The 22,318-nt window shown below is 70.2% G+C and carries 14 protein-coding genes and 3 pseudogenes; 5 read left to right on the top strand and 12 right to left on the bottom strand.

From position 1 onward, the window contains the following. Positions 1-308: 308 nt before the first annotated feature. Both ACQEXA_RS42045 and ACQEXA_RS42040 read right to left on the bottom strand, forming a co-directional pair. Complete coding sequence (locus ACQEXA_RS42045; RefSeq protein ID WP_432926056.1) at positions 309-1,043, bottom strand: ABC transporter permease; 735 nt, start codon at positions 1,041-1,043, stop codon at positions 309-311. A gap of 2 nt (positions 1,044-1,045) precedes the next feature. Further along, complete coding sequence (locus ACQEXA_RS42040) at positions 1,046-1,987, bottom strand: ABC transporter ATP-binding protein (RefSeq protein ID WP_432926058.1); 942 nt, start codon at positions 1,985-1,987, stop codon at positions 1,046-1,048. A 107-nt stretch (positions 1,988-2,094) separates the two neighbouring features. Between ACQEXA_RS42040 and ACQEXA_RS42035 the strand changes: the two genes are divergently transcribed. Together ACQEXA_RS42035 and ACQEXA_RS42030 are read left to right on the top strand one after the other, a co-directional pair. Further along, positions 2,095-3,309 (top strand): sensor histidine kinase, encoded by a 1,215-nt coding sequence (locus ACQEXA_RS42035; RefSeq protein WP_432926059.1) that lies wholly within the window; start codon positions 2,095-2,097, stop codon positions 3,307-3,309. A 14-nt stretch (positions 3,310-3,323) separates the two neighbouring features. Continuing rightward, positions 3,324-3,986: a response regulator transcription factor gene (locus tag ACQEXA_RS42030; protein ID WP_432926061.1), complete on the top strand. Its 663-nt coding sequence runs from the start codon at positions 3,324-3,326 to the stop codon at positions 3,984-3,986. Between the two features lie 183 nt (positions 3,987-4,169). Here ACQEXA_RS42030 and ACQEXA_RS42025 read toward each other — a convergent pair whose 3' ends face one another. From ACQEXA_RS42025 to ACQEXA_RS42005, 5 genes are all read right to left on the bottom strand, one after another. Beyond that, entirely contained in the window at positions 4,170-4,718 is a 549-nt protein-coding gene (locus tag ACQEXA_RS42025; RefSeq protein WP_432926063.1) for a DUF4142 domain-containing protein, read from the bottom strand. Between the two features lie 345 nt (positions 4,719-5,063). Next, the gene (locus ACQEXA_RS42020; protein WP_432926065.1) at positions 5,064-5,810 is read right to left on the bottom strand and encodes a BPL-N domain-containing protein; all 747 of its coding nucleotides are present in this window, start codon (positions 5,808-5,810) and stop codon (positions 5,064-5,066) included. Positions 5,811-5,838: 28 nt separating this feature from the next. After that, complete coding sequence (locus ACQEXA_RS42015; RefSeq protein WP_432926067.1) at positions 5,839-10,095, bottom strand: Pls/PosA family non-ribosomal peptide synthetase; 4,257 nt, start codon at positions 10,093-10,095, stop codon at positions 5,839-5,841. Positions 10,096-10,922: 827 nt separating this feature from the next. Further along, entirely contained in the window at positions 10,923-11,780 is an 858-nt protein-coding gene (locus tag ACQEXA_RS42010) for an esterase/lipase family protein (RefSeq protein WP_432926069.1), read from the bottom strand. A gap of 193 nt (positions 11,781-11,973) precedes the next feature. Further along, positions 11,974-12,420, bottom strand: coding sequence for a MarR family winged helix-turn-helix transcriptional regulator (locus tag ACQEXA_RS42005; RefSeq protein WP_432926070.1), 447 nt, complete (start codon positions 12,418-12,420; stop codon positions 11,974-11,976). Positions 12,421-12,512: 92 nt separating this feature from the next. Here ACQEXA_RS42005 and ACQEXA_RS42000 point away from each other — a divergent pair, with 92 nt between their 5' ends. Next, positions 12,513-12,920 (top strand): cupin domain-containing protein, encoded by a 408-nt coding sequence (locus tag ACQEXA_RS42000; protein WP_432939034.1) that lies wholly within the window; start codon positions 12,513-12,515, stop codon positions 12,918-12,920. Here ACQEXA_RS42000 and ACQEXA_RS41995 read toward each other — a convergent pair. Together ACQEXA_RS41995 and ACQEXA_RS41990 are read right to left on the bottom strand one after the other, a co-directional pair. Next, positions 12,860-13,780 (bottom strand): annotated as a pseudogene (locus ACQEXA_RS41995) (DNA polymerase Y family protein); the annotation flags it as partial. The gene ACQEXA_RS42000 and the pseudogene ACQEXA_RS41995 overlap by 61 nt on opposite strands. Beyond that, positions 13,777-14,202, bottom strand: a pseudogene (locus ACQEXA_RS41990) (OB-fold nucleic acid binding domain-containing protein); the annotation flags it as partial. The pseudogenes ACQEXA_RS41990 and ACQEXA_RS41995, both read right to left, overlap by 4 nt. Before the next feature lie 135 nt (positions 14,203-14,337). Between ACQEXA_RS41990 and ACQEXA_RS41985 the strand changes: the two are divergent. Further along, a complete protein-coding gene (locus ACQEXA_RS41985; protein ID WP_433132681.1) occupies positions 14,338-15,798 on the top strand; it encodes an IS1380 family transposase in 1,461 nt (486 codons plus the stop codon). A 566-nt stretch (positions 15,799-16,364) separates the two neighbouring features. Beyond that, positions 16,365-17,213 (top strand): tyrosine-type recombinase/integrase, encoded by an 849-nt coding sequence (locus ACQEXA_RS41980; protein WP_432926074.1) that lies wholly within the window; start codon positions 16,365-16,367, stop codon positions 17,211-17,213. Positions 17,214-18,546: 1,333 nt separating this feature from the next. Here ACQEXA_RS41980 and ACQEXA_RS41975 read toward each other — a convergent pair. The 3 genes and pseudogenes from ACQEXA_RS41975 to ACQEXA_RS41965 form a co-directional block, all read right to left on the bottom strand. Further along, a pseudogene (locus ACQEXA_RS41975) lies at positions 18,547-19,623 on the bottom strand (PHP domain-containing protein); the annotation flags it as partial. Positions 19,624-19,930: 307 nt separating this feature from the next. Next, on the bottom strand, positions 19,931-21,010 hold the full coding sequence (locus tag ACQEXA_RS41970; protein ID WP_432926080.1) for a S1 family peptidase: 1,080 nt from the start codon (positions 21,008-21,010) through the stop codon (positions 19,931-19,933). 279 nt (positions 21,011-21,289) lie between these two features. Beyond that, the gene (locus tag ACQEXA_RS41965; RefSeq protein ID WP_432926082.1) at positions 21,290-22,204 is read right to left on the bottom strand and encodes a slipin family protein; all 915 of its coding nucleotides are present in this window, start codon (positions 22,202-22,204) and stop codon (positions 21,290-21,292) included. Positions 22,205-22,318: the final 114 nt, after the last annotated feature.

The raw sequence follows: 22,318 nt of genomic DNA, 5'->3' as shown, positions 1-22,318 counted from the left end.
GTTGCTTGGGAATGGCCGCGGCCGCAGCCGAGAGGCCGAGGTGAAGAGGCCGCGCCCGCCACACACCCCGTCCTGGGCGATGCAGATGCCTCCGGACCGGCAGCATCCCGCACGGCCGGAGCGTGCCGGTCGAATGCGCGTCGAAGTCGACGGGCCGTCCAACACCACCCGCCCGGAAGGCCGGTTCAGAAAAGGACTTCCCAAGGACCGAACGGGACGGACGAACGGGACGGACCGCGCCGCCAGGTTGAAATGAACTCGCTCATGGTGCCGTCACCCGCTCGGGGAGAGTGACACGTACCGGAGTGTCAGGCATCGCGTCGGCGCACGGCCCGCCAACCGGCCAGGAGCGCGGCTGCCGCCCACAGCGCCGTCACTGCGAGACCTGTCAAAGGGCCGAGGCCTCCCGCCGGGTCCTGGTGCAGGACTTGTTGTCCAGCACGGTCCGGAAGACAGGCGGCGGCGCCCTCGGCGATGTCTCCGACCACGAAGGACACGATCAGGATGAACGGGACGAGCAGGCTGAGCACCGCGACGGCGCTGCGCAGCAGGAAGGTGAGTCCCACGGCGAACAGGGCCATCAAAGTGAGGTAGATCCCCGCGCCGATGCAGGCCCGCAGTGCTCCTGGCTCGCCGAGGCCGATGGCGTACTGCCCCAGGAACGCCTGGCCCACAAAGAACGTGGTGAACCCGGTGGCGAGCCCTACGACGAGGGCGGCGGTGGCCACGATTGCCGTTTTGGCCACGTAGAACAGGCCCCGGTGCGGCACGGCCGACAGGGAGATCCGCAGGGCATCGCCCGCGTACTCGGAGGAGACGGCGGTGACCCCGAAGGCGATCGCGGCGATCTGCGCGAAGTTGATCGCGTAGAAGGCCCCGAAGACGGGATCCCCGCCACCTTGCGCCTCCGCCCGGCCGACGGTGGCGAAGACGAGCAGGGTGATGGCCAGCGTGGCGGCGAAGACCGCGATGAGCGATCCGAAGCTCGCCCGCACGGACCTGATCTTGATCCACTCGGAGTGGAGCACCGCGGTGACGGACATGGTCAGGCCTCCTGCTGGACGGTCGCGGACGTGGGAGCCGCGGCGGCGAATTCCGTCTCGGCCGTCGTGAGAGCGAAATAGGCCTGCTCCAAGGAGGCGCGTTCGTCGGTGAGTTCGAGAACGGGGATGCCCTCCCGGGCGGCGACGGCTCCGACCTGCTCGGCTGTGGCGCCTTCGACCACCCATCGGCCGTCGTCGTCTTCCGCGACTGTGTGTCCCTGGGCCAGCAGTGTGGCCCGCAGCCGGGCGGGGTCTCTGGTGCGCATGCGTACGCGCGCGTGGCTGTGCTGTTCGATGAAGTCCTGTGTGGGGATATCGGCGAGGAGCCGGCCGCGGCCGAGGACGACGAGGTGGTCGGCGAAGGCCGCGGTCTCGTTCATCAGGTGGCTGGAGACCAGGACCGTACGGCCTTCGCGGGCGAGTCGGCGCAGCAAGTGGCGGATCCAGACGATCCCTTCCGGGTCGAGGCCGTTGGTGGGCTCGTCCAGCATGAGCACGGGCGGATCACCGAGGAGCGCGGTGGCGATGCCGAGCCGCTGGCGCATGCCGAGCGAGAAGGTTCTGATGCGGCGGTGTGCCACGGGGGCGAGACCAGTGTCCTGAAGGACCTCGTCCACGCGGCGGGTCGGGACGCGGTTGCTGACGGCGAGGAAGCGCAGATGGTCATGGGCGGTGCGGGAACCGTGGGCCGCCTGCGCGTCCAGCAGGGCGCCTACCGTGCGCAGTGGCTCGTGAATCGCTGCGTAGGGGCGGCCGTCGACCGTGGCGGTGCCGGAGGTGGGGTGGTCGAGGCCGAGGACGAGTCGCATGGTGGTGGACTTGCCTGCGCCGTTGGGGCCGAGGAACCCGGTGACCCGGCCTGGTCCGATGCTGCACGTCAGACGGTCGACGGCCCGGGTGCCGCCGTACTCCTTGGTGAGGTCTTCGACGTCGATGCTGGTCATGGCCTCAGCGTGGCCGGGGCAGCGCGGCCGGGCATCCCCCGCTGGAGGAGAGCGTCTCCCCCACGCGGGGGAGACGCCGGCCCCTGCCGCTCTGCCACGATGACGGCATGCCTGGCCTCCTGCTGCCGCTGACACGTGCGGTGACGTACACCCGCTGGCTGCACATGCTGGTGGGTGCGATCGTGCCGTTCGCCTGCGCCATGGTCTGTCCGGGGCTGACTGACCCGTCGCTGGACGACTGGTTGCTGATCGCGGTCCTTCCGGTCCCCCTGGTCCTGGCCGCCGCCGTGGTGCCCTCGGTCCGCCGTGCGGAGGGGCTGCAGGCGCGGCTGATGTTGTTTCCCGGTCCTCACGCTCGTGTGAGGACCGACGAGGACCCGGGTGTCTCCACCGTCTCCTCTGCTTCGTGGACCGACCGGGCCAGAACCGGTGCCTGGCTGGTCCTGCGTCTGGAAACGGGGCTCGCCATGGCCTTGGTGACCAACGAGTTGATGACGCTTGCGCTGTCGCTTGCCGGGGCGACCGCCGAGGATCCCGGCCTCGCCGACCCGATCCTGCACGTTTCCGGTGCGGGCTGGGTGTACGTCCTGCTGGCACCGGTGCCCGTGCTGGCGCTCGTCTTGGTGGCCGCAGGGGCGGGTGCGCTCATGGCCCGGGCTGCTCGCCGGCTGCTCGGGCCGTCGGTCAAGGAGCGTCTGTCCGCATTGGAGAAGCGCACCGAACAACTGCTGGAACGCAACCACATCGCACGGGAGTTGCACGACACCCTCGGCCACGCGCTGACTCTGGCCGTGGTGCAGGCGGGTGCTGCCCGGGCGGCAGGCGACCCGGATTTCACCGATCGGGCGCTGGAGGCCATCGAGGAGACGGGACGGGCCGCGCTGGAGGACCTGGATCGGGTCCTGCTCGTGCTGCGCGAGACGGGGCGGCCGGCCGGTACCCGGCCGGCTCTTGGCGAGGCGGGCCGTCTGCTGGAATCCGCGCGGTCTTCGGGTGCGCGGGTGGACGCCGAGGTGACCGGGACGTTGGAGCACCTTCCGGGGCCGGTCTCCCTTGAGGCCTACCGGATGCTCCAGGAGGCTCTCACCAACGTGCTGCGGCACGCAGGCCCCGTCCGCATCGGCGTCCGCATCGCTGTGGAGGAGGCGCGCCTGCGCCTCGAGGTACGCAATCCGCTGCCTGCAGAGGCATCGATGGCCGGCACGGGCGGTGGCAGCGGGCTGCGCGGAATCCGTGAGCGTGCCGCGATGCTCGGCGGCGAGGCGCGGGCTGGGCAGGTCGGCGGCCAGTGGCTGCTGCACGTCGATCTGCCACTGCGGTGATCTAGGCTGACCGGATGCCGCTCACCGTTCTCCTGGTCGACGACGAGCCGCTCGTACGGGCCGGCCTGCGCGCTGTGCTGGAGGCCCAACCGGACATCGAAGTGGTGGGCGAGGCCGCCGACGGGGCCGCCGTCATCCCCTTGGTACGACAACTACGCCCCGGCGTCGTCGTCATGGACGTGCGCATGCCGCTGATGGACGGCATCGAGGCCACGCAGGCGGTGCTGCGCACGGTGCCGGACCCGCCGAAGATCGTGGTGGTGACGACCTTCGAGAACGACGAGTACGTGTACGGGGCGCTACGCGCGGGTGCCGACGGCTTCCTGCTCAAGCGGGCACGGCCGGCGGAGATCGTGCACGCCGTACGGCTGGTGGCCGAGGGCGACTCCCTGCTGTTCCCGGCCGCGGTGCGGCAGTTGGCCGCCTCCTACGGCCGGGACCACGGCAATGCTGCGGCCCGGACCGCCATGAAGCGTGCCGCACTGACCGAGCGGGAGGGGGACGTGCTGCGTCTCATGGCGCGCGGCCTGTCCAACGCGGAGATCGCCGCGCGCCTGGTCGTGGGGACCGAGACCGTCAAGTCGCACGTGAGCTCCGTACTGGCGAAACTTGACGCAAGGGATCGCACACAGGCGGTCATCGCGGCCTACGAGTCCGGCTTCGTCTCCCCGGGCTGAGGATCGAGCGACCGGACCTGCACCTGTCCGCGCCCAGGCGCACCTGTACGCGCCCGTGAGTCGCCCCCTACCTTGCGGCATCAACCGAAGGGCTTGGCATGGAAGCCAATTCGACATCTGCGCCAGGTCGCTGAACCGCTCCGGGCGTCGGAGTGGCCGCGGTGCGGCCGAGGATGAGGGCGCCTACGCGTGGCACATGCCGTTGTTGACCATCTGGGTGTGACGTGCGACCACCGGGCGCGCGCTCTTGGCCAGGGACTTCACGAGCGGGTTGGTGCCCGAGGTGATCTCCTTGTCGATGAGCGCGAGGGTCTCCACGTGGGCGGGGTACTGGGCCTTGAGCCACGCGGCATCGTACGCGGGCGTCCCGGCGAGGGCCTCGAGGGCGGCGGTCTGCCTCAGCTGTGCGTCCGTTTGCCCGGACGGAAGTGCCACGCCGAGTTTTGCCGCGGTCTTGACGACACCGGCGTCAAGGGCGGTGTGGTCGCGGATGAAGTCGGCGCCGACCCGCTTGACGCAAGCGGTGGTCGCGGCGCGCTGAGCTTGCTGACTGACCGTGATTTCCCACAGGTTTCCCTGATGGGCCGCGGTCAGGAGCTGCCTGTCCAGGGTGGAGACCGGTGACAGCGAGAACGACGACGAAGCGAGGGCCGGGAGCGACGTGGCACCCATGACGCACAGGGTGGCGGCGCAGACGGCGGCGGAACGTGCACGGAATCGAGTCGTGTACATGAGTCCTCCACAGGTCGCACGTGCAATCCTCGACGAAACCTCATCCTTGTTACTCGAAGCGTGACAAACCATACCTATGACATGGTTCACCCGGTCGAGGTCCTCGGCAACTGAGGACCCGGGCGCCTCTGTCAGCTTCGGTGGTGGTCGGGCGTCGATCCTCGGCGACGGACCGTACGACCTTCGTAGTCCACGCCGAGTACGAGAAGTTGCGGATCCCCGCGTGAAATGGACGGTCAGACGCCTGTCCGGAAAACGCGAGGGCCCCGGGCGGCGACCGAGGGACACGACGTGTTCCACCCCGTACGCCGGGCATTCAACTTGCGGTGCGGGAGCGGGCTTTGGTCACTCCAGCACTGCCCCCACCAGGTCCAGCCCCAGGTCGTGGGTGTGGTGGACCGAGAGGCCCTCGTCGAGGAACCAGGCGTCGTTGGCTTCCGGGTGTGGGCCCACGACGCCGACGCGGCCGCTGCCGAAGGGGGTGACCAGGGCGGCGATGGTGCCGTTCGGATAGGTGGCGAGGATGGTGACGTCGGCGTCGCGGTCGAGGATGAAGTGCGGGCCGTCCTGGAAGTAGAGAGTGCGCGGGATGCCGCGCCATGCGGTTTCCACCAGGGTGTCGCGGTCGTTGTGGACGGTGGCGCCGGGCGTGGCGATGTATTGGTCGGTGTCGCCGGGGAGGAGCGCGAAGCCGGGGGTGGCGCCGGCCAGGTAGCCGCCCAGGCAGAAGCCCAGGTAGCGCCCGCCGCCGTGGACGTAGTCGCGGATCTCGTCGGTGTGCTTCTTCAGGCGGCGGTACGCGGCGGAGAGGGAGCCCCCGCCGGGCTGGGCGTAGACGTGGGCGTGGGCCAGGGCCGCGGCGGAGAGCGGGATCTCCTCGCGCGGTCCGGTGTAGCGGACGTCGAGGTCCCAGGGGCCGGAGGCGAGCAGTGCGGCGACCGCCTCGGAGCAGCCGGCGGGGCGGGCGGCCGGGCCTCGGTAGACGAGGGCCAGGGGGCGCCCGCCGGGAGCGGGGAGCGGAGGCTGTTCCGGGGTGCTCCGGACACCGAAGGCCCGGCGGAGGGAGTCGAGGAAGTCGGAAGCAGGTGGCATGGATACTCACCGCCACGGTTGGTGGTTGTCACCGGGAGTGGCTGGTGTGGTGAGGGGTCGGCTGGGATGACGGGTCGTCGGCGGGACGGAGGGCCCGGCCCTGGGCGGGGACGCCGCGCCATGCCGTGCCGGGGGTGAGGTACTCGCCCTTCATGACCAAGGACAGGGCGTCGAGCCAGACGCCTTCGCCGACGACCCCGTCGTACAGCACGACCGTGCGACTGCCGACGGTGGCGCCTGCCCGGACGGTGACCTTCGACATCTTCATGACCCGGTCCTCGAACAGGTGCGTCTGCAGGCTTACGCCCGTGCCGATCTCCGCCTCGTCGCCGACCTCGACCAGGTCGAACTCGGTGAGGAAGGTGGTGCTGATCCACGTGCGCCGGCCGATCCGCGCGCCGAACAGGCGCAGCGCGGGCGGCAGGAACGGGGTGCCGGTGAGAGTGGCGAGACCGGCCGGGACGGCGGCCGCCTCGTAGAGACCGGTGACGAACTCGGTGCGGCGGACGAACCAGCTCCACAGGGGCGCGACGTGCGGCTCGTAGGTTCCGATGACGAGGCGTTTGAGCAGGGCACAGTAGGCGATGACGGTCAGGCCTGCGGTCATGAGGAGGAGGGGGGCGAGGAGGACGGAGAGGGCCGGGCCGGTGTCGTGGGCGACGCCGGAGAGGGCGAGGAAGAAGAGGAAGGCGGTCACGCCCAGAACGGACGCGGGCATGGTGACGCGGAAGAACTCGATGGCCAGGCGGCGGCGGACCGCCTTGGGCGTGGGCCGGAACGTCAGTTCCTCGGGGAAGTTGCCGCTGCTCTGGCGCTGCGGAAGGTGGATCGCGGGCGAGCCCAGCCAGGAGGTGCCGGCGGGCACCCCGTCCTGCGGAGGAACAGTGCCGACGCCGATCAGGGAGCCCGGCCCGGTCCGCGTCCCGGCAGGCAGGTACGCGGCGTTGCCGACGAACGCGTGGCGGCCGATCTCGGTGGGTCGGCAGTCGACCCGGCCGCCCGCGAAGGCGGCGCCGCCGACCCCCGCCATGTCCGCGACGAAGCTGCCCTCGCCGAGCGCGAGCAGGTCCGGGTCGAGATGGGAGGCGGTGGAGACCTCGGCACCGGGGCCGATGCGCGCACCCAGCAGCCGTAGCCAGGGGACGGTGTAGAGGGTGGCGTACAGGGAGTTGGTGATGGCGAGGCTGGATTCCAGCAGCTTGTCGGAGAGCCACTTGCGGATGCCCAGGGCGGAACGGACCGGGTGGGTGCCGACCGGGGAGCGGCGCAGCACCAGCCGCTTGGCGAGGGCGATCGCGGCGCAGGCGGTGACGACGTAGAGCGGGCCAGCCAGGATGAGGGCGGCCAGGACCGCGAGCGGAGTGCCCCAGGCGAGCCAGGTGAGCCAGATCAGCGCGGCGCTCGGCAGCGCGACGGCCAGCCTGAGGATTTCGAGGAGGACGACGCCGAGTTGCGCCGCGGCGACATACCGGAGCCGTCGGCGCTCGGCCGTGCCGCCGGCCCGCAGCATGTCCTCGATGTGCGGGGCCAGCGCCTCCACCGGGACCGGCGGCGATCCGGCCCAGCGGGCCCCGGCCGGCACCACCTCGCCCTCGCCGAGCACCGACTGCTCGCCGAGCCCGGAACCGGCTTCCATATGGGCGCCCGGCTCCAGCACCGCGTGCGCGCCCACGTAGGCGCGGGGGCCGATGTCGATCGGGGCGACCGTCACCCAGCCGTCCGCCACCCGCCAGGCGCCCAGCGTGACGCCGTAGCCGACCGAGGCGTCCGCGCCGACCTGGAGCAGGGACGGCAGCGGGACGGCGCTGGTGGCGAGGGTCGTCCGCGGCCCGATCCGGGCGCCCAGCAGCCGCAGATAGCATCCCACCAGGGGGGAGCCGCTCAGTTCGGGCAGCGGGCTGACTCTCAGCAGCAGTGCGAGCGCCCAGAGGCGGATGTAGGTCGCGCCCCACAGGGGGTATCGGCCCGGCCGGATGCCGGCGGCGAGGGGGCGGGCGAGGACGGCGGGCAGCAGCCAGCGGATGCCGAAGTAGCTGATGAGTGCCGCGAGTACGGACTGCACGGGGACCGTCCCGATGGTGACCTGTCCCCCCTGCCAGCTGTCGACACCGGCGAAGGGGAGGGTGATGAGGGAGAGCAGGAGGTAGATCACTCCGGCCTGGACCAGACCGGCGGCGGCGATCCGGCCGCTGCCGTGCCGGAGCGGATGGGGGCGGGCCAGGGGTGTCGAGGGCGAGCCGTCGACAGCAGTGGCCGGGCCCTCGCCGCGCATCCTGGCGGTGTCGTCCGGCGTGTCCAGGCGTGCGGCGAGCCGGCCCACGGTCGGGTTGGCGTAGAGGTCACGCAGGGTGGGGCCGACGCCGGCCCCGATGCCCCGGCCGCGGAGCAGCGACACGGCCTGGGCGGCGAGCAGCGAGTGCCCGCCGAGATCGACGAAGAAGTCCGCCTCGGTGGACAGCGCGTCGGGGGCGATGCCGAAGACCTCCGCCCAGACGTCCCGCACCTGGGTCTCCAACTCGCCCCGCGGGGCCTTCACACGCCCCCCGCTGACCAGCCGTCGGCCGGTCGGGGCGGGCAGCTGCTTCCGGTCCACCTTGCCGCTCGGCAAGGCGGGCAGCCGAGGCAGGATGTCGAGGAAGTGCGGGACCATATAGGCGGGGAGCCGCTGCCGCAGGTGCCCGTGCAGGCGGGCGATCAGGGCATCCTCGTCCCCCGTCCCGGACCGCACCGTGCCGGTCCGCCGCGCCGTGCCATGTGTCGTCGGCACCACGTATGCGGACAGCTCCCGGCGGTTCCCCGCTCCGTTCTGGTCCGGTATCGCGACGAGCGCGGTGGCAGCCTCGGCCACGCCGGGATCTTCGAGCAGCACATTGTCGATCTCGCCGAGATCGACGCGGTATCCCCGGACCTTGACCTCGTCGTCGGCCCGCCCCAGGAACTCGATCTCGCCGTCCGCCGTGAGCCGGCCGAGGTCGCCGGTGCGGTAGAGCCGGCTGCCCAGGGGGGCCAGCGGGTGCTCGATGAAGCGTTCCGCGGTCAGTTCCGGACGCCCCACATAGCCCCGGGCGACACCGGGACCGCCGACACAGATTTCGCCGACCGCCCCCGCGGGGACCAACCGGCGACGGTCGTCCAGCAGCACCACCGTGTAGGTGGGCAGCGATGTGCCGATCGTGACCGGCCGCCCCGGCCGGAGTTCCGTGACGGTCGCGGTGACGGTCGTCTCCGTCGGCCCGTACGTGTTGAGGATCCGGCGCCCCGGCCGGCTCCACCGCTCGACGAGCTGAGCCGGGCAGGCTTCGCCGCCCACCACGATGGTACGGATCCCCGGCAGGTCCCTGGGGATCGTCGCCAGCAGCGTCGGTACGCAGTAGAGCACCGTGATCCCGGACTCCTCCAGCGCGTCGGCCAGTTCGGCGCCGAACAGCCCGGTTCCGGAGCCGACAGGCCCTGCGACGAGGGTTGCGCCGACCGTCCAGGTCGGCCAGATCTCCTCGATGGAGAAGTCGAACGCGATGATCATGCCCTGGTGGACCCGGTCTTCCAGACGTATGTCGTAGATGTCCGGGACGACGTCGAGGAAGTTGCAGATGCTGGAGTGCGCGATGGCCACGCCCTTGGGACGGCCGGTGGAGCCCGAGGTGTACATGATGTAGGCGAGGGGGTCGTCGCCGGCCGTGCAGGCGGTGGGCTCGTCGGCCCGCAGGCCCGCCGCTCCCCGCCGGACGCCTGTCGCCCCACCCCGGACATCCGGCGTGTCCGGCCGGGTGGCCGGCACGGAGGCCAACGCGGCCCCGCACCGGTCGAGTTCCACCAGCCGCGTCCGCTCCCCGAGATCCGGCTTCTCGCGGTCCGGCTCCCGGAGGTTCGGCTTCCTGAGGCTTGGCTTCACACGGTCCGACACCCCCGCCGACACCTCCGCCGGCAGCCCGGCCGCCAGCTCGGACACCGTCAGCACCGCGTCCACCTGCGCGTCCGCCGTGATGAAGGCGACCCGGTCCGGGGGCGCCGCCGGGTCGACCGGTACGAACGCGGCGCCCGCCTTGCCCACCGCCAGCAGCGCGGCGTACATGTCCACCGATCGCGGCAGCAGGATCGCGACCCGGGACCCTTGGCCGATGCCCAGCCCACGGAGAAGGTGCGCGAGCCGATTGGCGCGGGCGTCGAGTTCGGCGTAGGTCAGGACGTGCTCCCCGCACTCCAGTGCCGTTGCCGAGGGCACCCGGTCACAGCTGGCTTCGAAGAGGCAGTGCAGGCGCGCCGCGCCCCTCTTGGTCGTGGCCATGACTCCATCGCATCGCCGAACCCCGGTGATCGCATCTCCGGTCCGGGCATCTCGTTGACCTGCCCGTTTTCTCGGGGTGCGGGCTGCATTTCGTGCGGGCAGGGCCGGGGGCCCATCCGTGGGACGGGGCAGGGCGAGGTGGGCCGATCCGTGAAACGGGTCGTGTCGGGGCGGTCATCTACGGACGGGGCGAGGCGGGTCATCTACGGACGGGGCGAGGCGGGTCATCCGCGGGACGGGGGCCGTCGGCAATCAGCGACTGGCCGGCGAGACGAGGGGTCGCACCACGGAATCCGGCATCGATGCCGACATCGAGCGGAGGTGAGCCGCAAAAGGGCGGACGCCACAGTGCTGTCCGGGTGTCCTCTCCGCGCGAGGGAGCCATTCTGGGAGCCCATCACGGCGTCTGACTGCGGACGAACACGGACTGCCACGGACGATAGCGCCGCACAGACGCAGGTGAGCCGGGGCCTCCGAACCTCTCTCCCTCAGCGCTCGGTTAGGCCTGCCTTAACGGCGCCATAAGGATCTCTTCCCCCCACCCCCGGCTGGCGACTTCGACGGCTCCTGGGGCTAGCTTGCTGATCGCCCCCCACGGGATCGGCCGCAGGTCACATCCGGCTGTGGAGCCGTCTGTCGGCGTGGTCCCGCTCGTGCTCACCGCGGCCCTGTCCGCGTCGGTCCGTGACCGCGCGTCGGATGGCGGCCGGCGCGGGCGGTGAGACTCTGGGGCCTGTCCGGCGGCTCAGGTCGGACAGGCCCTGGCGACGGCCGCAGCCGCTGGGGACGGCTGCGGACGTCTCGCGGTGGTCGGCAGGCAGCCGGGGTCAGCTGAACGCGGACGCGCAGGTCGTCCGCGTGGCGTGCGCCGGGTCGAGCGCGTTGGCCACCTCATGGAAGGCGATCCGGTCGGTGAGCCCGATCAGCAAGTGCTCGGAGAGGTCGAGCGCGCACAGGTTCTGCAGCAGGACGTTGTTGACGTCGGACCCGCTGAGGAACTGCGAACCGTACGGCGTGACCACTTCGTCGTACTTGGTCGCGATGACCGTGTAGTGGACGCCGGCCACGGTGTCCCCACCCGCGTTGAGCTTGGCCAGGAAGGCGGAGCCCGCCACCTGGTCGGCGAGCCCGGGGGTGGCGGCAGAGAGGAGTTCCTCGGCGCCGGGGAAGTACGGCAGCAGGTTGGCCAGTCCGCTCAGGGTGGTGCCGTGGTTGTCGGGCGCGACGCCCACGAGGGCGTTCACCTTGGCGGCGCCGCCGAGGAACTTGAGGTAGTAGCGCGGCATCATGCCGCCCTGGGAGTGGCCGACGATGTCGACCTTGGAGGCGCCGGTCGCACCGAGCACCTTGTCGACGAAGGTCTGGAGCTGCTCGGCGGACGTGGCGATGGGGCCGAGCCCGTAGAAGAGGGGGACGCCCGGCAACTGGCCGTAGTCGAGGGAGAAGACGCAGTAGCCGCGGCTCTCCAGGTAGGGGGCGAGGGCCAGCCAGTTGTCGACGGAGTTGGCGAACGTCCCGTGGACGAGGACGACGGGGCGGGGGTGGGCTGCGGACGGCTGGCAGGAGTAGTCGTTCCAGCCGCTGCTCGGGGCGGCGGCTTCGGCCGTGGCGGCCGGGACGATGGCGACCGAGGCGGTCAGCAGAAGCGCTGCAAGCGGTCTGAGCAGGCGTTTCCAGGGCAGCATCGGGTGATCTCCTTGCGGCTCATGGGGGGTGCGACGGCTCTACGCCCTGTGATCCGGATCACGAGGATGCTGTGCACTCGTCAAGTTACGAACGAGTAGGTCTTCTGGGAAGTTACGCGTCAGTAAAAACTTTCACCGATAGCCCACCACGCCAGCGGCATCTGGTAATGGGCTGAACGTATGTGACGGCCCGTCACCATGCGGGCCTGACCGGCCCATAGGGTGCGATGGACAGCAACTGACGCAGCAGTGAGCGCATTTCGGACTCTCCGAGCAGCTCCGCCCACGACCCCACCACCTCGGCCGCGGCCTCCTCGGCGGCCCGGGTACAGGCGCGGCCGCGCTCGGTCAGCACCACCAGCCGGGCGCGAGCGTCCCCGGGATGGGGCCGCCGCTCGGCGTACCCCTTGCGCACGATCTCGTCCACGAGCTGGCTCGCCGCCTGCTTGGTCACCCCGAGGTGGGCGGCCAGCTCCGTGACGGTCGCGCCGTCCGGGGAGAGCCGGGCGAACGCGAAACCGTGTGCGGGCCGCAGCCCTTCGAAGCCCCGCGCGACAACACCGGCATGAATGCGCTGCGTCAGCTCACCCGCGACGGCGAGCAGGGCAGCGGACAGGGCCATGGCTTCGGAGTTCTGCACGCAGGCATTGAAACACCCTTGACCAGATGGTCAAGCTGCTTGACCATAGTTGAGTAGTCAAGCAACTTGACCATCTCTCTCCGGAGGCGTCCATGCCCGTCGTCCGTTCCCGCCAAGCCGTCACCCGCGAGATGCACGGCGCCCGTTTCGTCGCGTACGCCACTTCCTCGACCGGCAGCAAGGAGCTGTGCGCCTGGCGCGGCGAGATCCCCGCCGGTACCCGCGCCCCCTTGCACACGGTCAGCCGGGAGGAGATCTTCCATCTGCTCAGCGGTGAGCTGCTGATCACGCTCGACGGCCGCACCGAGCGGATCACCGCGGGGGACACGGTGATCGTCAATCCTGGTACGACCCTCGGCGTCGAGAATCCGACGGGTGAGGTCGCCGTCTCCTGGGTCACCACCTCCATCGGTCTGGAGGCGGAACTCGCCGACGGCGCGCGGTCCGCGACCTCCTCGATCCGGCGGACCTTCTCGTCCACGGGATCGAAGGTGAGCTGATGGGCCGTCTGCTCGGCGGAGGTCAGCCCCTCCGCGCGCAGGGCGAACGCGCGCACCCGGGCACGCTGCAGCCCGAGCGCCTCGTACATGCGGTACGCCTCGGCGGTGAGCGCCGCCGAGTGCGCGGTCGGCTCGGCGAGGGTACGGCTGCGGGTCGTCGCGGAGCGGTCGGCGTAGCGCACGGTGAGGGTGAGCGTGCGGCACACCCGCTCGAGGTTGCGCAGCCGGGTGCCCAGTTCCTCGGTGGTGGACAGCAGGGCGCGCCGGTGCCGGACCGGGTCCAGTTCGTCGCGCTCGAAGGACCGTTCGGTGGTGAGCGAGCGCGAGACGGCGTTGGGTACGACCCGGCCGCGGTCGACGCCGTTCGCCTTCTCGTGCAGTTCGCGTCCGGCCCGGGCGCCGACGAGCCGCTGCACCGCCGAGAGGGGCGCATCGGCGAGCTTGCCGACGGTGTCGAGCCCGTACTCGCACAGGGTGCGGGCGGTGACGCCGCCGACCCCGGGCCGGGCCCGGACCGGCAGAGGGGCCAGGAACGCGGTGACGGCGTCCGGCTCCCCGGGGACCGCGCGGACCGTCCCGGGCGCCGCCTCCCGCAGGGCCATACGGGCCAGCATCGGCCCGGGCCCGGCACCGATCGCGCAGTCGACCCCGTGGTGCGCGAGGGCCCGTACCCGGATCAGCGTGGCCAGTTCGGCGGCGTCCCGTCCGAAGTAGCGCTGGGCGCCCCGCAGATCGGCCAGCGCCCCGTCGGGCGGCAGCGCCTCGACGACGGGGGTGAACTCCTCGAGGAGTCCGAGCAGCCCCGGCAGCGCCGCCTCATACATCACAGGCAGCTGGAAACGTACGCAAAGGATGGTCAATCCGCACTCCCCGGACTCTGGTGCCACAACTTCTTTCCACCCGCCGGGCCTTCGCCCGCGGGACGCAGATCGGCCCAGGGGTTCATCTCGTACCCCGTGGACATCCGGATGCGGCGGCCCTTCGCCGCGTCACCGTCGCCGTCGTCGTCCGGCTGCCTCGGCGCGGGCTCGGCCAGTCGCTCCGCCACCACGTCGAGGCCGCCCTCGGCGCGCAGTTCGGCCAGTTCGGCGAGGTTCCAGGCGGCGGAGCCCACCACGCTGAGGCTGCGCGGTCCGCGCCGCTGCACCACTCCGCGCACCAGCAGCAGCCAGGAGTGGAAGACGGTGTGGGCACAGGCGTCGTGGGAGTCGTCGAAGAAGGCGAGGTCGACCAGACCCGTGCCGTCGTCCAGCGTGCTGAAGATGACCCGCTTTCCGGAGCGTCCTGTTGACTGCACCTACCTCATGTATTCAGCTATGAAGTGGAACTGACGCCCTGACAGCAGAAGGGTGCCTCTCACCTGCGATGATCTGGATTGCCTAGATCAAGAGCGTCGCGAGGAAGAGGCACCCGGAAGGTGAAGAGTACCCGCTGGGACCACCGGCTCGGCGTGCGGGCCGACGACCGCAACCTCGTGGGGCACGCCGGCGTCGTGCTCCTGCGCAGGATCGCTGACAAGACCGGACTGACCACGGCCCTGGCCCGAGCCCTGCCCCAGGGAACCGGGCCGGGCTGGCGTGACCGCGGCGAGGCCCTGGTCATGCTCGCCTGCGCGATCATGCTCGGCGCCACCAACGTCCTGGAGGCCGAACAACTCCAGCACCACTGGCGGCGATTGTTCCCGCGCCCGATCTCAGACAGCACCCTGCGCCGCGCCCTGGAGGCGATCGACGGCCCGGTGGCGGCGCGGGTTGAGCGCGTCCGCGCTGCGATACGACGCGTGGTGTGGACGATGCTCGCCCTGCGCCCCGGGGGCTTTCCCTGGATCTCGGTGTGCGGGCGGGAGCTGGCCGGCTGGTACGTCCTGGATCTCGACGCGACCATCGTGACCTGCAGCAGCCGAAAGGAGGGGGCGGCCGGCACGTTCAAAGGCAGCTATGGGCATCATCCGCTGGGGGCGTGGGTGGCCAATACCCGCGAGTGCGCGGCGATGCTACTGCGGTGTGGCAACGCCGCCGCCAACGACGTCGCCGACCACAAGAGCGTCCTGGCCGCAGCTCTGCGCCAGCTACCGCTGCCCATATGGTCGAAGCTGCTGATCCGGATCGACGGTGCGGCCTTCAGCCACGCCCTCCTCGAGCACCTGCAGGCGCTGACCACCAGCCGGCGCCGCGTGCGCTGGGTGACCGGCTGGGCGATCAACACCGCGGACGAGCGGGCGATCGCGCTGCTGCCCGAGCAGGTGTGGACTTGCGCGCTGCGGCAGGACGGCCAGGTGCACGAGATCAAGGGCCCCGACGGCGAGTGGCTGTCTTACCAGGTCGCCGAGCTGACCGGGGTGCGCGACCTGACCGGCTGGCCCGAGGGGATGCGGCTGATCGTGCGCCGGGTAAAACCCTCGCGCCGGGATGCGAAGAAGCTGACCGCCTTCGAGAAGCGCACCGGCTGGCGCTACCAGATCATCGCCACCAACATCCCCGCCCACCACGGGCTTTCCGGGGTGCCAGCCTCCGGGCAGATGTGGTTCGTCGATGCCTTGTATCGCGATCACGCTGAGGTGGAGGACCGCGTGAAAGCAATCAAGCGGGTCGGGCTCGCCCTGCTGCCCTCGAAGTCCTGGCAGCTCAACGCCGCCTGGATCCTGGCCGCCGCCCTCGCGGCAGACCTCGACGCCTGGATGCGACTCCTCCTCCTGCATGACGAGCCGGAGCTGGCCGGTGCCGAGCCGGAGACGATCCGGATGAAGCTGTACCACCTGCCCGCCCGCCTCACCGCCCATGCCCGCCGACGCACCCTCCACCTCGACCGCACCTGGCCCTGGGCGGCCGCGTTCGCCACCGCCTGGCAGCGCACCACCGAACTCCCGGTCGCCCCCTGACGGCTGGTCACCACCCCGACGAGGACCAGGAAGGAGAAGACCCGCACCACCCTCGGGTCCGTGGAACCCGACGCCCCCGCAGCGTCATGCGACGGCCCACCCCGACACGGCACGGGACATAACGGGCAGACAGCCGCCCATGGCGAGGCCGTCACGCCGCAGAACAATCGAGGCCTACGTGTGAGGCCGCGAGGCCTCAGGACTGTGAGGTGCAGTGTGCTGAGCATGCGGACCGAGCTCCGCGAGGGGCGTGTCGACCTGCAGCGAATCGGCAGCGTCGTGACTACTGACAGGCTTTTCCACCCTGGACAGTACTGGACTCAAGTGACATGCCAATCGGGGTAGTTGTCGACTACTTGAGGAGCCTGGCCCTGGGTTCATCAAGCCCGTCAACCTGTCGCAGCTATGCCTATGACCTGTTGAGGTGGTTTCGGGTCCTCTGGCAACTCGGGATCGCCTGGGACCGGGCCACGGTCAGCGAGGTGGAGTGCTTGGTGGGGTGGATGAGGACCGCGGCCAACCCACAGCGTGAAAGGCGCAGCCCGGATTCGCCGCCGCCCGGATCCGTGAACCTGCGGACCGGAAAGCAAACGCTCGGACCGGGGTACGCGGCTCGGACCATCAACCACGCGCTGACCGTGATCTCCGGTTTCTACGAATTCCATGCCGGGAGCGGCACCGGTCCTGTGGTGAATCCGGTGCCGGCGTCCAAGGACCGCCGTGCAGAACTGTCTCACCGAAGCCCGATGGAAGCGCCAATCCACGTACGACGGGCACGACTCCGGCAACGTGTACCCAAGCGACTCCCCCGCTCGCTTCCGGACGGCATGTGGGACGAGTTGTTCGAGGCGATGAAGAACGACCGGGACAGGGCACTCCTCTCCTGCTACGTCTCAAGCGGTGCGCGTGCGGAAGAACTGCTGGGTATCGAGATCGGGGACGTCGACTGGGCCGGTCAGCAGATCTACGTCGTCTCCAAGGGGACGAAGACCCGAGAGCCGGTCCCCGCTTCGCCCGACGCCTTTCGGTATCTGGCCGCATACCTTTCCCAGGCTGGAGTGCCCAAAGCGGGCGAGAAGCTCTGGAGGGCTTTGCGTGGCGATCCGAGGCCACTCACATATTCGGCCATGCGCCGGGTCCTGCAACGAGCGAACGCAAAGCTTCAGACCAACTGGACTCTGCATGATCTCCGACATACCGCCGCGACTCGGATGGCGAACGACCCGAAGATGACTCTCCCCGAGGTACAGCGGGTGATGCGCCACGCAAAACTCGACACAACGGGCATCTACCTGACTGTCCGCCTGGACGAGATGACCGAGAAGCTTCAGGACTTCTATACGCGTCCACGCCAGGTACCGAAGTTCGCGCCGGGCTACGACCCCGAGGACGTCCGGGCGGTGTTCGGTGGCTGACAGCACTCTGCGGCATCGCCGGATCGACCACGTTCCGGCGCAGTCCGGAAAGCGTCTCAAGCACGACGTCGGCAAGCTCGTGGCCGCACCATCCACCGCGCGTTCCGCGCCTCGTCCTTACGGCGACCTGAGCGAGGCCGGCGTGGAGGACATCGCCGACTGTGCGGCTGTCGCCTGGGAGACCGTCACCCACAGTAGCGGAAGGAAAACACGCAGGATCGCAACTCGGCGGGTCCTTACGTATCTGGCTCAGTTTCCGGGGAAGACTTGGCAGGATCGCTGGGTTGCCAGCGGTCTCGACGAACCGGGCAACCCGTTGCGAGAGCGGTTCGACTACGGTCCCCACAAGACTCAGGCAGCACTCGGTTTGCGTTGTCTGATCTGTCTCCGGGTCATCCAGCCGTCGCTCCGCGCCGTACGCTCGAATGATTTCGTCGGGCTTGCGGAACAGTTCAGACATGTTCAGCGGGATAAGCGTCTGGACGAGTTCTTCGCGGCGGAGTCAGCCAGCGCCCACAGCCTCGGCCAGCAGCGGACCTCGTTGTTCGACGTGACCCTCGCTCTGGTCACTCAGGGGATCGCCCTGGAAGATCTGACTCCCAAGGGACTACTGCACTATTCGCTCGAGTGCCATAGGTACGGACTGACCCGAGGTGCGTCGCCTGGAAGCAGCCGTTTCGCCGGCCACTCCGCCTGGGAGACATTGCACAGCATGGGGGTCTTCCCTGCGGGGACGCCCCAACAACTCCGCGCTGTGCTGGTCTCCGGACAGAAGTCCGTGACCGAGCTGGTGGACAGCTATCCCATCCGGTGCGGTGGGGTACGGCAGCTGTTCATCGACTATCTCGAACGACGTCGAACCGAGCTCGACTACAGCGCACTGACCGGCCTGACACAGCTTCTGGTCTCGGTGTTCTGGCAGAAAATCGAGGAGATCGCGCCCGAGCAAGCCGACCTCAGCTTGTCAAACGATGTCTACCAGGAATGGAGGGAAGAGGTCAGCTTCGTCGGAAAGGAGCGGGATCAACCGCGCCGGACCCTGGACTCCCTCCTCCTCCAGGTCCGGGGTTTCTACCTTGATCTGCAGAGCTGGGCTCTTGAAGAGCCGGAACGGTGGGGCGTCTGGGCAGTACCGTGCCCTGTCCCCCGGCACGAGGTGCGCTCCGCGCGAAGCGGCCGCCGCAGGGCGAAGGAACGGACCGACAACCGCATTCGTGAACGGCAGCCGCTTCTGCCCACGCTGGTTGAGCATGTGGATGAGAAGCACAGGAAGTCGCGCGCCCTGCTTCAGGCAGCGGCGGCTATCCCGCTCGGCGAGGAGTTCACTCATGCCGGCCGCCCGGGAGGCGAGCGCGCGCTGGGCGGTGCGGTGGCCGGCGCCCACCAGGTACGGCTCGGGGAAGTGGACCGTGCCGATGCCGAGGTCGTCCTCGGGGTCGACCAGGCACTCGGCGGCGGTGTCCCGGGTCTGCTCCAGCAGGCGGTGGGCGGTGTCACGGCGGTAGCCCGCGGCCTCGACGATCCGCTCGGCGACCGTGAGCATGGCCGGTGCGTCCTTGAGCCAGGCCTCCCCCGAGTCCAGTTCCTTGGTGGGGTCGACGGGGACGAGACGGCGGGCGGCGTCCAGGACGTCGGCGACCGGGCCGAGGCCTGGGTCGGCGTACCGCACGGCGTTGCTGAGCACGGGACGGATGCCCTGCTCGACGGCGAGGCCGAGGGTGCGGGCGGCCAGGCGCAGCGAGCCGGGTCCGGTGCCGGTGCAGCCGTGCCAGACGACCTCCAGACGCAGGGCGTCGCCGTAGACCTCGCGCCAGGGCGCCAGCAGCCTGGCCGCACGGTCCGGCCGTCCCGCGGCGAGGGCGCGGCCCACGTCGGAGGCGGGGCCGAGCAGGACGGTCAGACCGTCGCCGTGGTTGTCGGCCCAGGGCAGCAACGGGGTGCCCTCGGATGAGGGAGAAGCCGAGGGCCTGGGGGAATGGACGGCGGTGACCAGTCGGCACAGATCGGCCCAGCCGCGGGCGCCGTCGCGGGCGAGGAAGACCGCGCGCGGTGTCGACTCGTCGATGAAGGCACCCCCGCGTACGGGAGTACGGCGCCTCTCCCAAGCTCTCGACTCGTCCCCCGCTCCCGGTCTCGCTCGATCGGGGGAATCCCCAGGAGCAGGGGTGCCCCCCGTCCGCCGTACGGGCCCGGGCTCCCCCACCGCGAGCTCCACCCCGAACAGCGGCCGGACGCCCGCCGCCGCGCACGCCTTGATGAACCGGACCGCGCCCGCGACGGTGTCCCGGTCGGTGAGCGCGAGGGCGTCCATGCCCAGCTCACCGGCGCGCTCGGCCAGCCGCTCCGGGTGCGAGGCGCCGTAGCGCAGGGAGAACCCGGAGGCGGTGTGCAGATGCGTGAAACCCGGCACACGCACCTCCCGTACCCGTGAGTTCCGCACACGGCTCCCGAACGCCAGTTCCCATCTCCCCCATCCCCGCCATAGACCAATTTTCGAACTCTCGTGCGACATCCGTCGAGCGTGTCCGGTCTGCGCGGACACGGTGACGCGACGCGACTGCGGGCGCCTGGACCGTGCGGCGGGGCCCACCGGAGGGGCCGCCCCGCCGGAGCGCATACAGGAGTTCCTGGCATAAGCGTGCATACGGGAGTCCCGGGACAAAAGGGAGTCCCGCCCCCATGAATGCGGGGGCGGGACTGCGCCGACGGCGGGAGGATCAGCCGATCTGGGCGCCGACCGCCGAGAGCGCCTCGGTGACCGGCTGGAAGAAGGTCTCGCCGCCCGCGCTGCAGTCGCCGCTGCCGCCGGAGGTGAGGCCGATCGCGGTGTCGCCGTCGAAGAGCGAGCCGCCGCTGTCACCGGGCTCGGCGCAGACGTCCGTCTGGATGAGGCCGCTGACCGTGCCCTCCGAGTAGTTCACGGTGGCGTCCAGGCCGGTGACCGTGCCGGAGTGCACATGGGTCGTCGAACCGCTGCGGCTCACCTTCTCGCCGACGGTCGCTTCGCCGGCCTTGGTGATCGTCTGCGTGGAGCCGTCGTAGAGGTCGACCGCACTCGGGTGGTCGACCTGCGCGGTGTACTTCACCAGACCGAAGTCGTTGCCCGGAAAGCTGGACTGCTCGTTCTGGCCGATCACCTGGCCGCTGGAGTCCGACCAGCTGGAGATCGCCTGGGTGCAGTGCCCGGCGGTGAGGAAGTACGGCTGACCGCCCTTGACCACGTTGAAGCCGAGCGAGCAGCGCCCGCCGGAGCCGGTGATGGCGTCGCCGCCCGCGATGAAGGGCTTGAACTCACCCTTGGAGCGCTTGAGCTCGGCCTTGGCCCCGAGCCCGTCGACCACCTTGGTGAGCTTGGCCCACTCGGTCCCGGAGACGGTCTTGTCGGCGGTGACGACGACCGTGTTGGTCGTGGGGTCGGTCGCCCAGGACGTGCCGGGGATGGTCGCGTCCTTCTTGAGCGTGGTGCGGGCGCCCGTCAGTTCGGCCAGGGAGTTCTGGACGATTCTCGCCCGGGCGCCGGCGGCCTGGACCGTCCGCGCGGCCGCATCGTCCAGCACGTTGACGACGAGCTGCTTCGTCTTCGCGTCGTAATACGTTCCGGCCGCGTCGGTGCCCAGGTCCTGACCGAGCGTCGAGGCGAGCTTTCCGGCCGCGACGGCTGAGAGCGTGTGGGGCGCCTCGGCCTGGCCGGTCTCGCTCGCGTTCGCATTCTGCAAGGTGACACCCGCGGCGATCAGCGCGGCGACGGCCCCGCCTGCCATGGCGGCCCGCCGCCGGGATATGCGTCGGTGCTTCAACTCACGTCCTCCTGTGGGGGGTCGGCCGCGGAGATTGTGGGGACCGCCACGACCGTAAGGCGAACGGGTACGGAGGCGGCGCGGCACACGAGCCACGTCCGCACCCACCGTATGGCCCCACTATTCCGAGGCCCACAGGGAGCACACAAGGTCGACTTCAGGACGCGCGCAGGCCAACGGCCCTACGCCCCCCGCCCCCTGACCGCCCCTGCTTCACTCTCCGGATTGATTCCCGCTGCAAACGTTCCGGAAGGGTTATCCCTCTGCCCCGCACGAGGTCTAATCCTGTCTTGATTTCGACCCTTCGGGGTCCGGATCCGAGAGAGGGACGACAGAGGGGAGTTGCTCCTGCACCGATTGCTCCGCCGTCGGGGGCGCCGGGGCCTGCGGGGCCGGCACCGCCGGGGCCTGCTGCCCGGGGGCCCCGGCCACCGGCTGCTGCGCCCGCTCCAGGAACCTCAGCAGCTCCACAGGGAAGGGCAGGACGAGCGTGGAGTTCTTCTCCGCGGCGACGGCCACCACGGTCTGCAGCAGCCGCAGTTGCAGCGCCGCGGGTGTCGCGGCCATCTGCTGCGCCGCTTCAGAGAGCTTCCTGGACGCCTGGAGTTCCGCGTCGGCGTTGATGACGCGGGCCCGCCGCTCACGATCCGCCTCGGCCTGCCGGGCCATGGACCGCTTCATCGTCTCCGGCAGCGACACGTCCTTGATCTCGACCCGGTCGATGGTGACGCCCCACTCCACGGCCGGGCTGTCGATCATCAACTCCAGCCCCTGGTTGAGCTTTTCGCGATCGGAGAGCAGATCGTCCAGCTCGCTCTTGCCGATGATGGACCTCAGCGACGTCTGGGCCATCTGCGAGACGGCGAACCGGTAGTCCTCGACGCGGACGATCGCGTCGGCGGGCGAGGTCACCTTGAAGTAGACCACGGCGTCCACGCGCACCGTGACGTTGTCCCGGGTGATGCCCTCCTGCGCGGGCACCGGCATCGTCACGATCTGCAGATTGACCTTCTGGAGCCGGTCGACGAAGGGCACGACCATCGTCAGTCCGGGCTCCCGCACCCCGGGCCTGAGCCGCCCGAGACGGAACACCACGCCTCGCTCGTACTGTTTGACGACCCTGGCCGCCGCCATCGCATAGACGGCGCCCACGGACACAAGGGCCGCTCCCGCCGTCAACAGCTCCTCGACCATGCCGGCCCCCTGGGGTCCGAAGCGGGCGTGTTGAGGGGAACACGCCGCACTCACCGCGTGTACTTCGACGGTAACTCCGCGGTGCGGACAAGGGCGAGCCCCCGCACGCCAGTT

Source organism: Streptomyces sp. CA-106110, assembly GCF_050936285.1.
In the GTDB taxonomy this organism is placed as follows: Bacteria; Actinomycetota; Actinomycetes; order Streptomycetales; family Streptomycetaceae; genus Streptomyces.
Note: the sequence above shows the minus strand (reverse complement) of the source record. Positions and strands in the feature narration are given on the sequence as shown.

What these genes read in the sequence shown, in the direction of transcription:
- ACQEXA_RS42040 (WP_432926058.1), bottom strand. Translation starts at nt 1,987, where the DNA reads ATGACCAGCATCGACGTCGAAGACCTCACCAAGGAGTACGGCGGCACC.
- ACQEXA_RS42045 (WP_432926056.1), bottom strand. Translation starts at nt 1,043, where the DNA reads ATGTCCGTCACCGCGGTGCTCCACTCCGAGTGGATCAAGATCAGGTCC.
- ACQEXA_RS42030 (WP_432926061.1), top strand. Translation starts at nt 3,324, where the DNA reads ATGCCGCTCACCGTTCTCCTGGTCGACGACGAGCCGCTCGTACGGGCC.
- ACQEXA_RS42035 (WP_432926059.1), top strand. Translation starts at nt 2,095, where the DNA reads ATGCCTGGCCTCCTGCTGCCGCTGACACGTGCGGTGACGTACACCCGC.
- ACQEXA_RS42020 (WP_432926065.1), bottom strand. Translation starts at nt 5,810, where the DNA reads ATGCCACCTGCTTCCGACTTCCTCGACTCCCTCCGCCGGGCCTTCGGT.
- ACQEXA_RS41965 (WP_432926082.1), bottom strand. Translation starts at nt 22,204, where the DNA reads ATGGTCGAGGAGCTGTTGACGGCGGGAGCGGCCCTTGTGTCCGTGGGC.
- ACQEXA_RS42010 (WP_432926069.1), bottom strand. Translation starts at nt 11,780, where the DNA reads ATGCTGCCCTGGAAACGCCTGCTCAGACCGCTTGCAGCGCTTCTGCTG.
- ACQEXA_RS42015 (WP_432926067.1), bottom strand. Translation starts at nt 10,095, where the DNA reads ATGGCCACGACCAAGAGGGGCGCGGCGCGCCTGCACTGCCTCTTCGAA.
- ACQEXA_RS42025 (WP_432926063.1), bottom strand. Translation starts at nt 4,718, where the DNA reads ATGTACACGACTCGATTCCGTGCACGTTCCGCCGCCGTCTGCGCCGCC.
- ACQEXA_RS42000 (WP_432939034.1), top strand. Translation starts at nt 12,513, where the DNA reads ATGCCCGTCGTCCGTTCCCGCCAAGCCGTCACCCGCGAGATGCACGGC.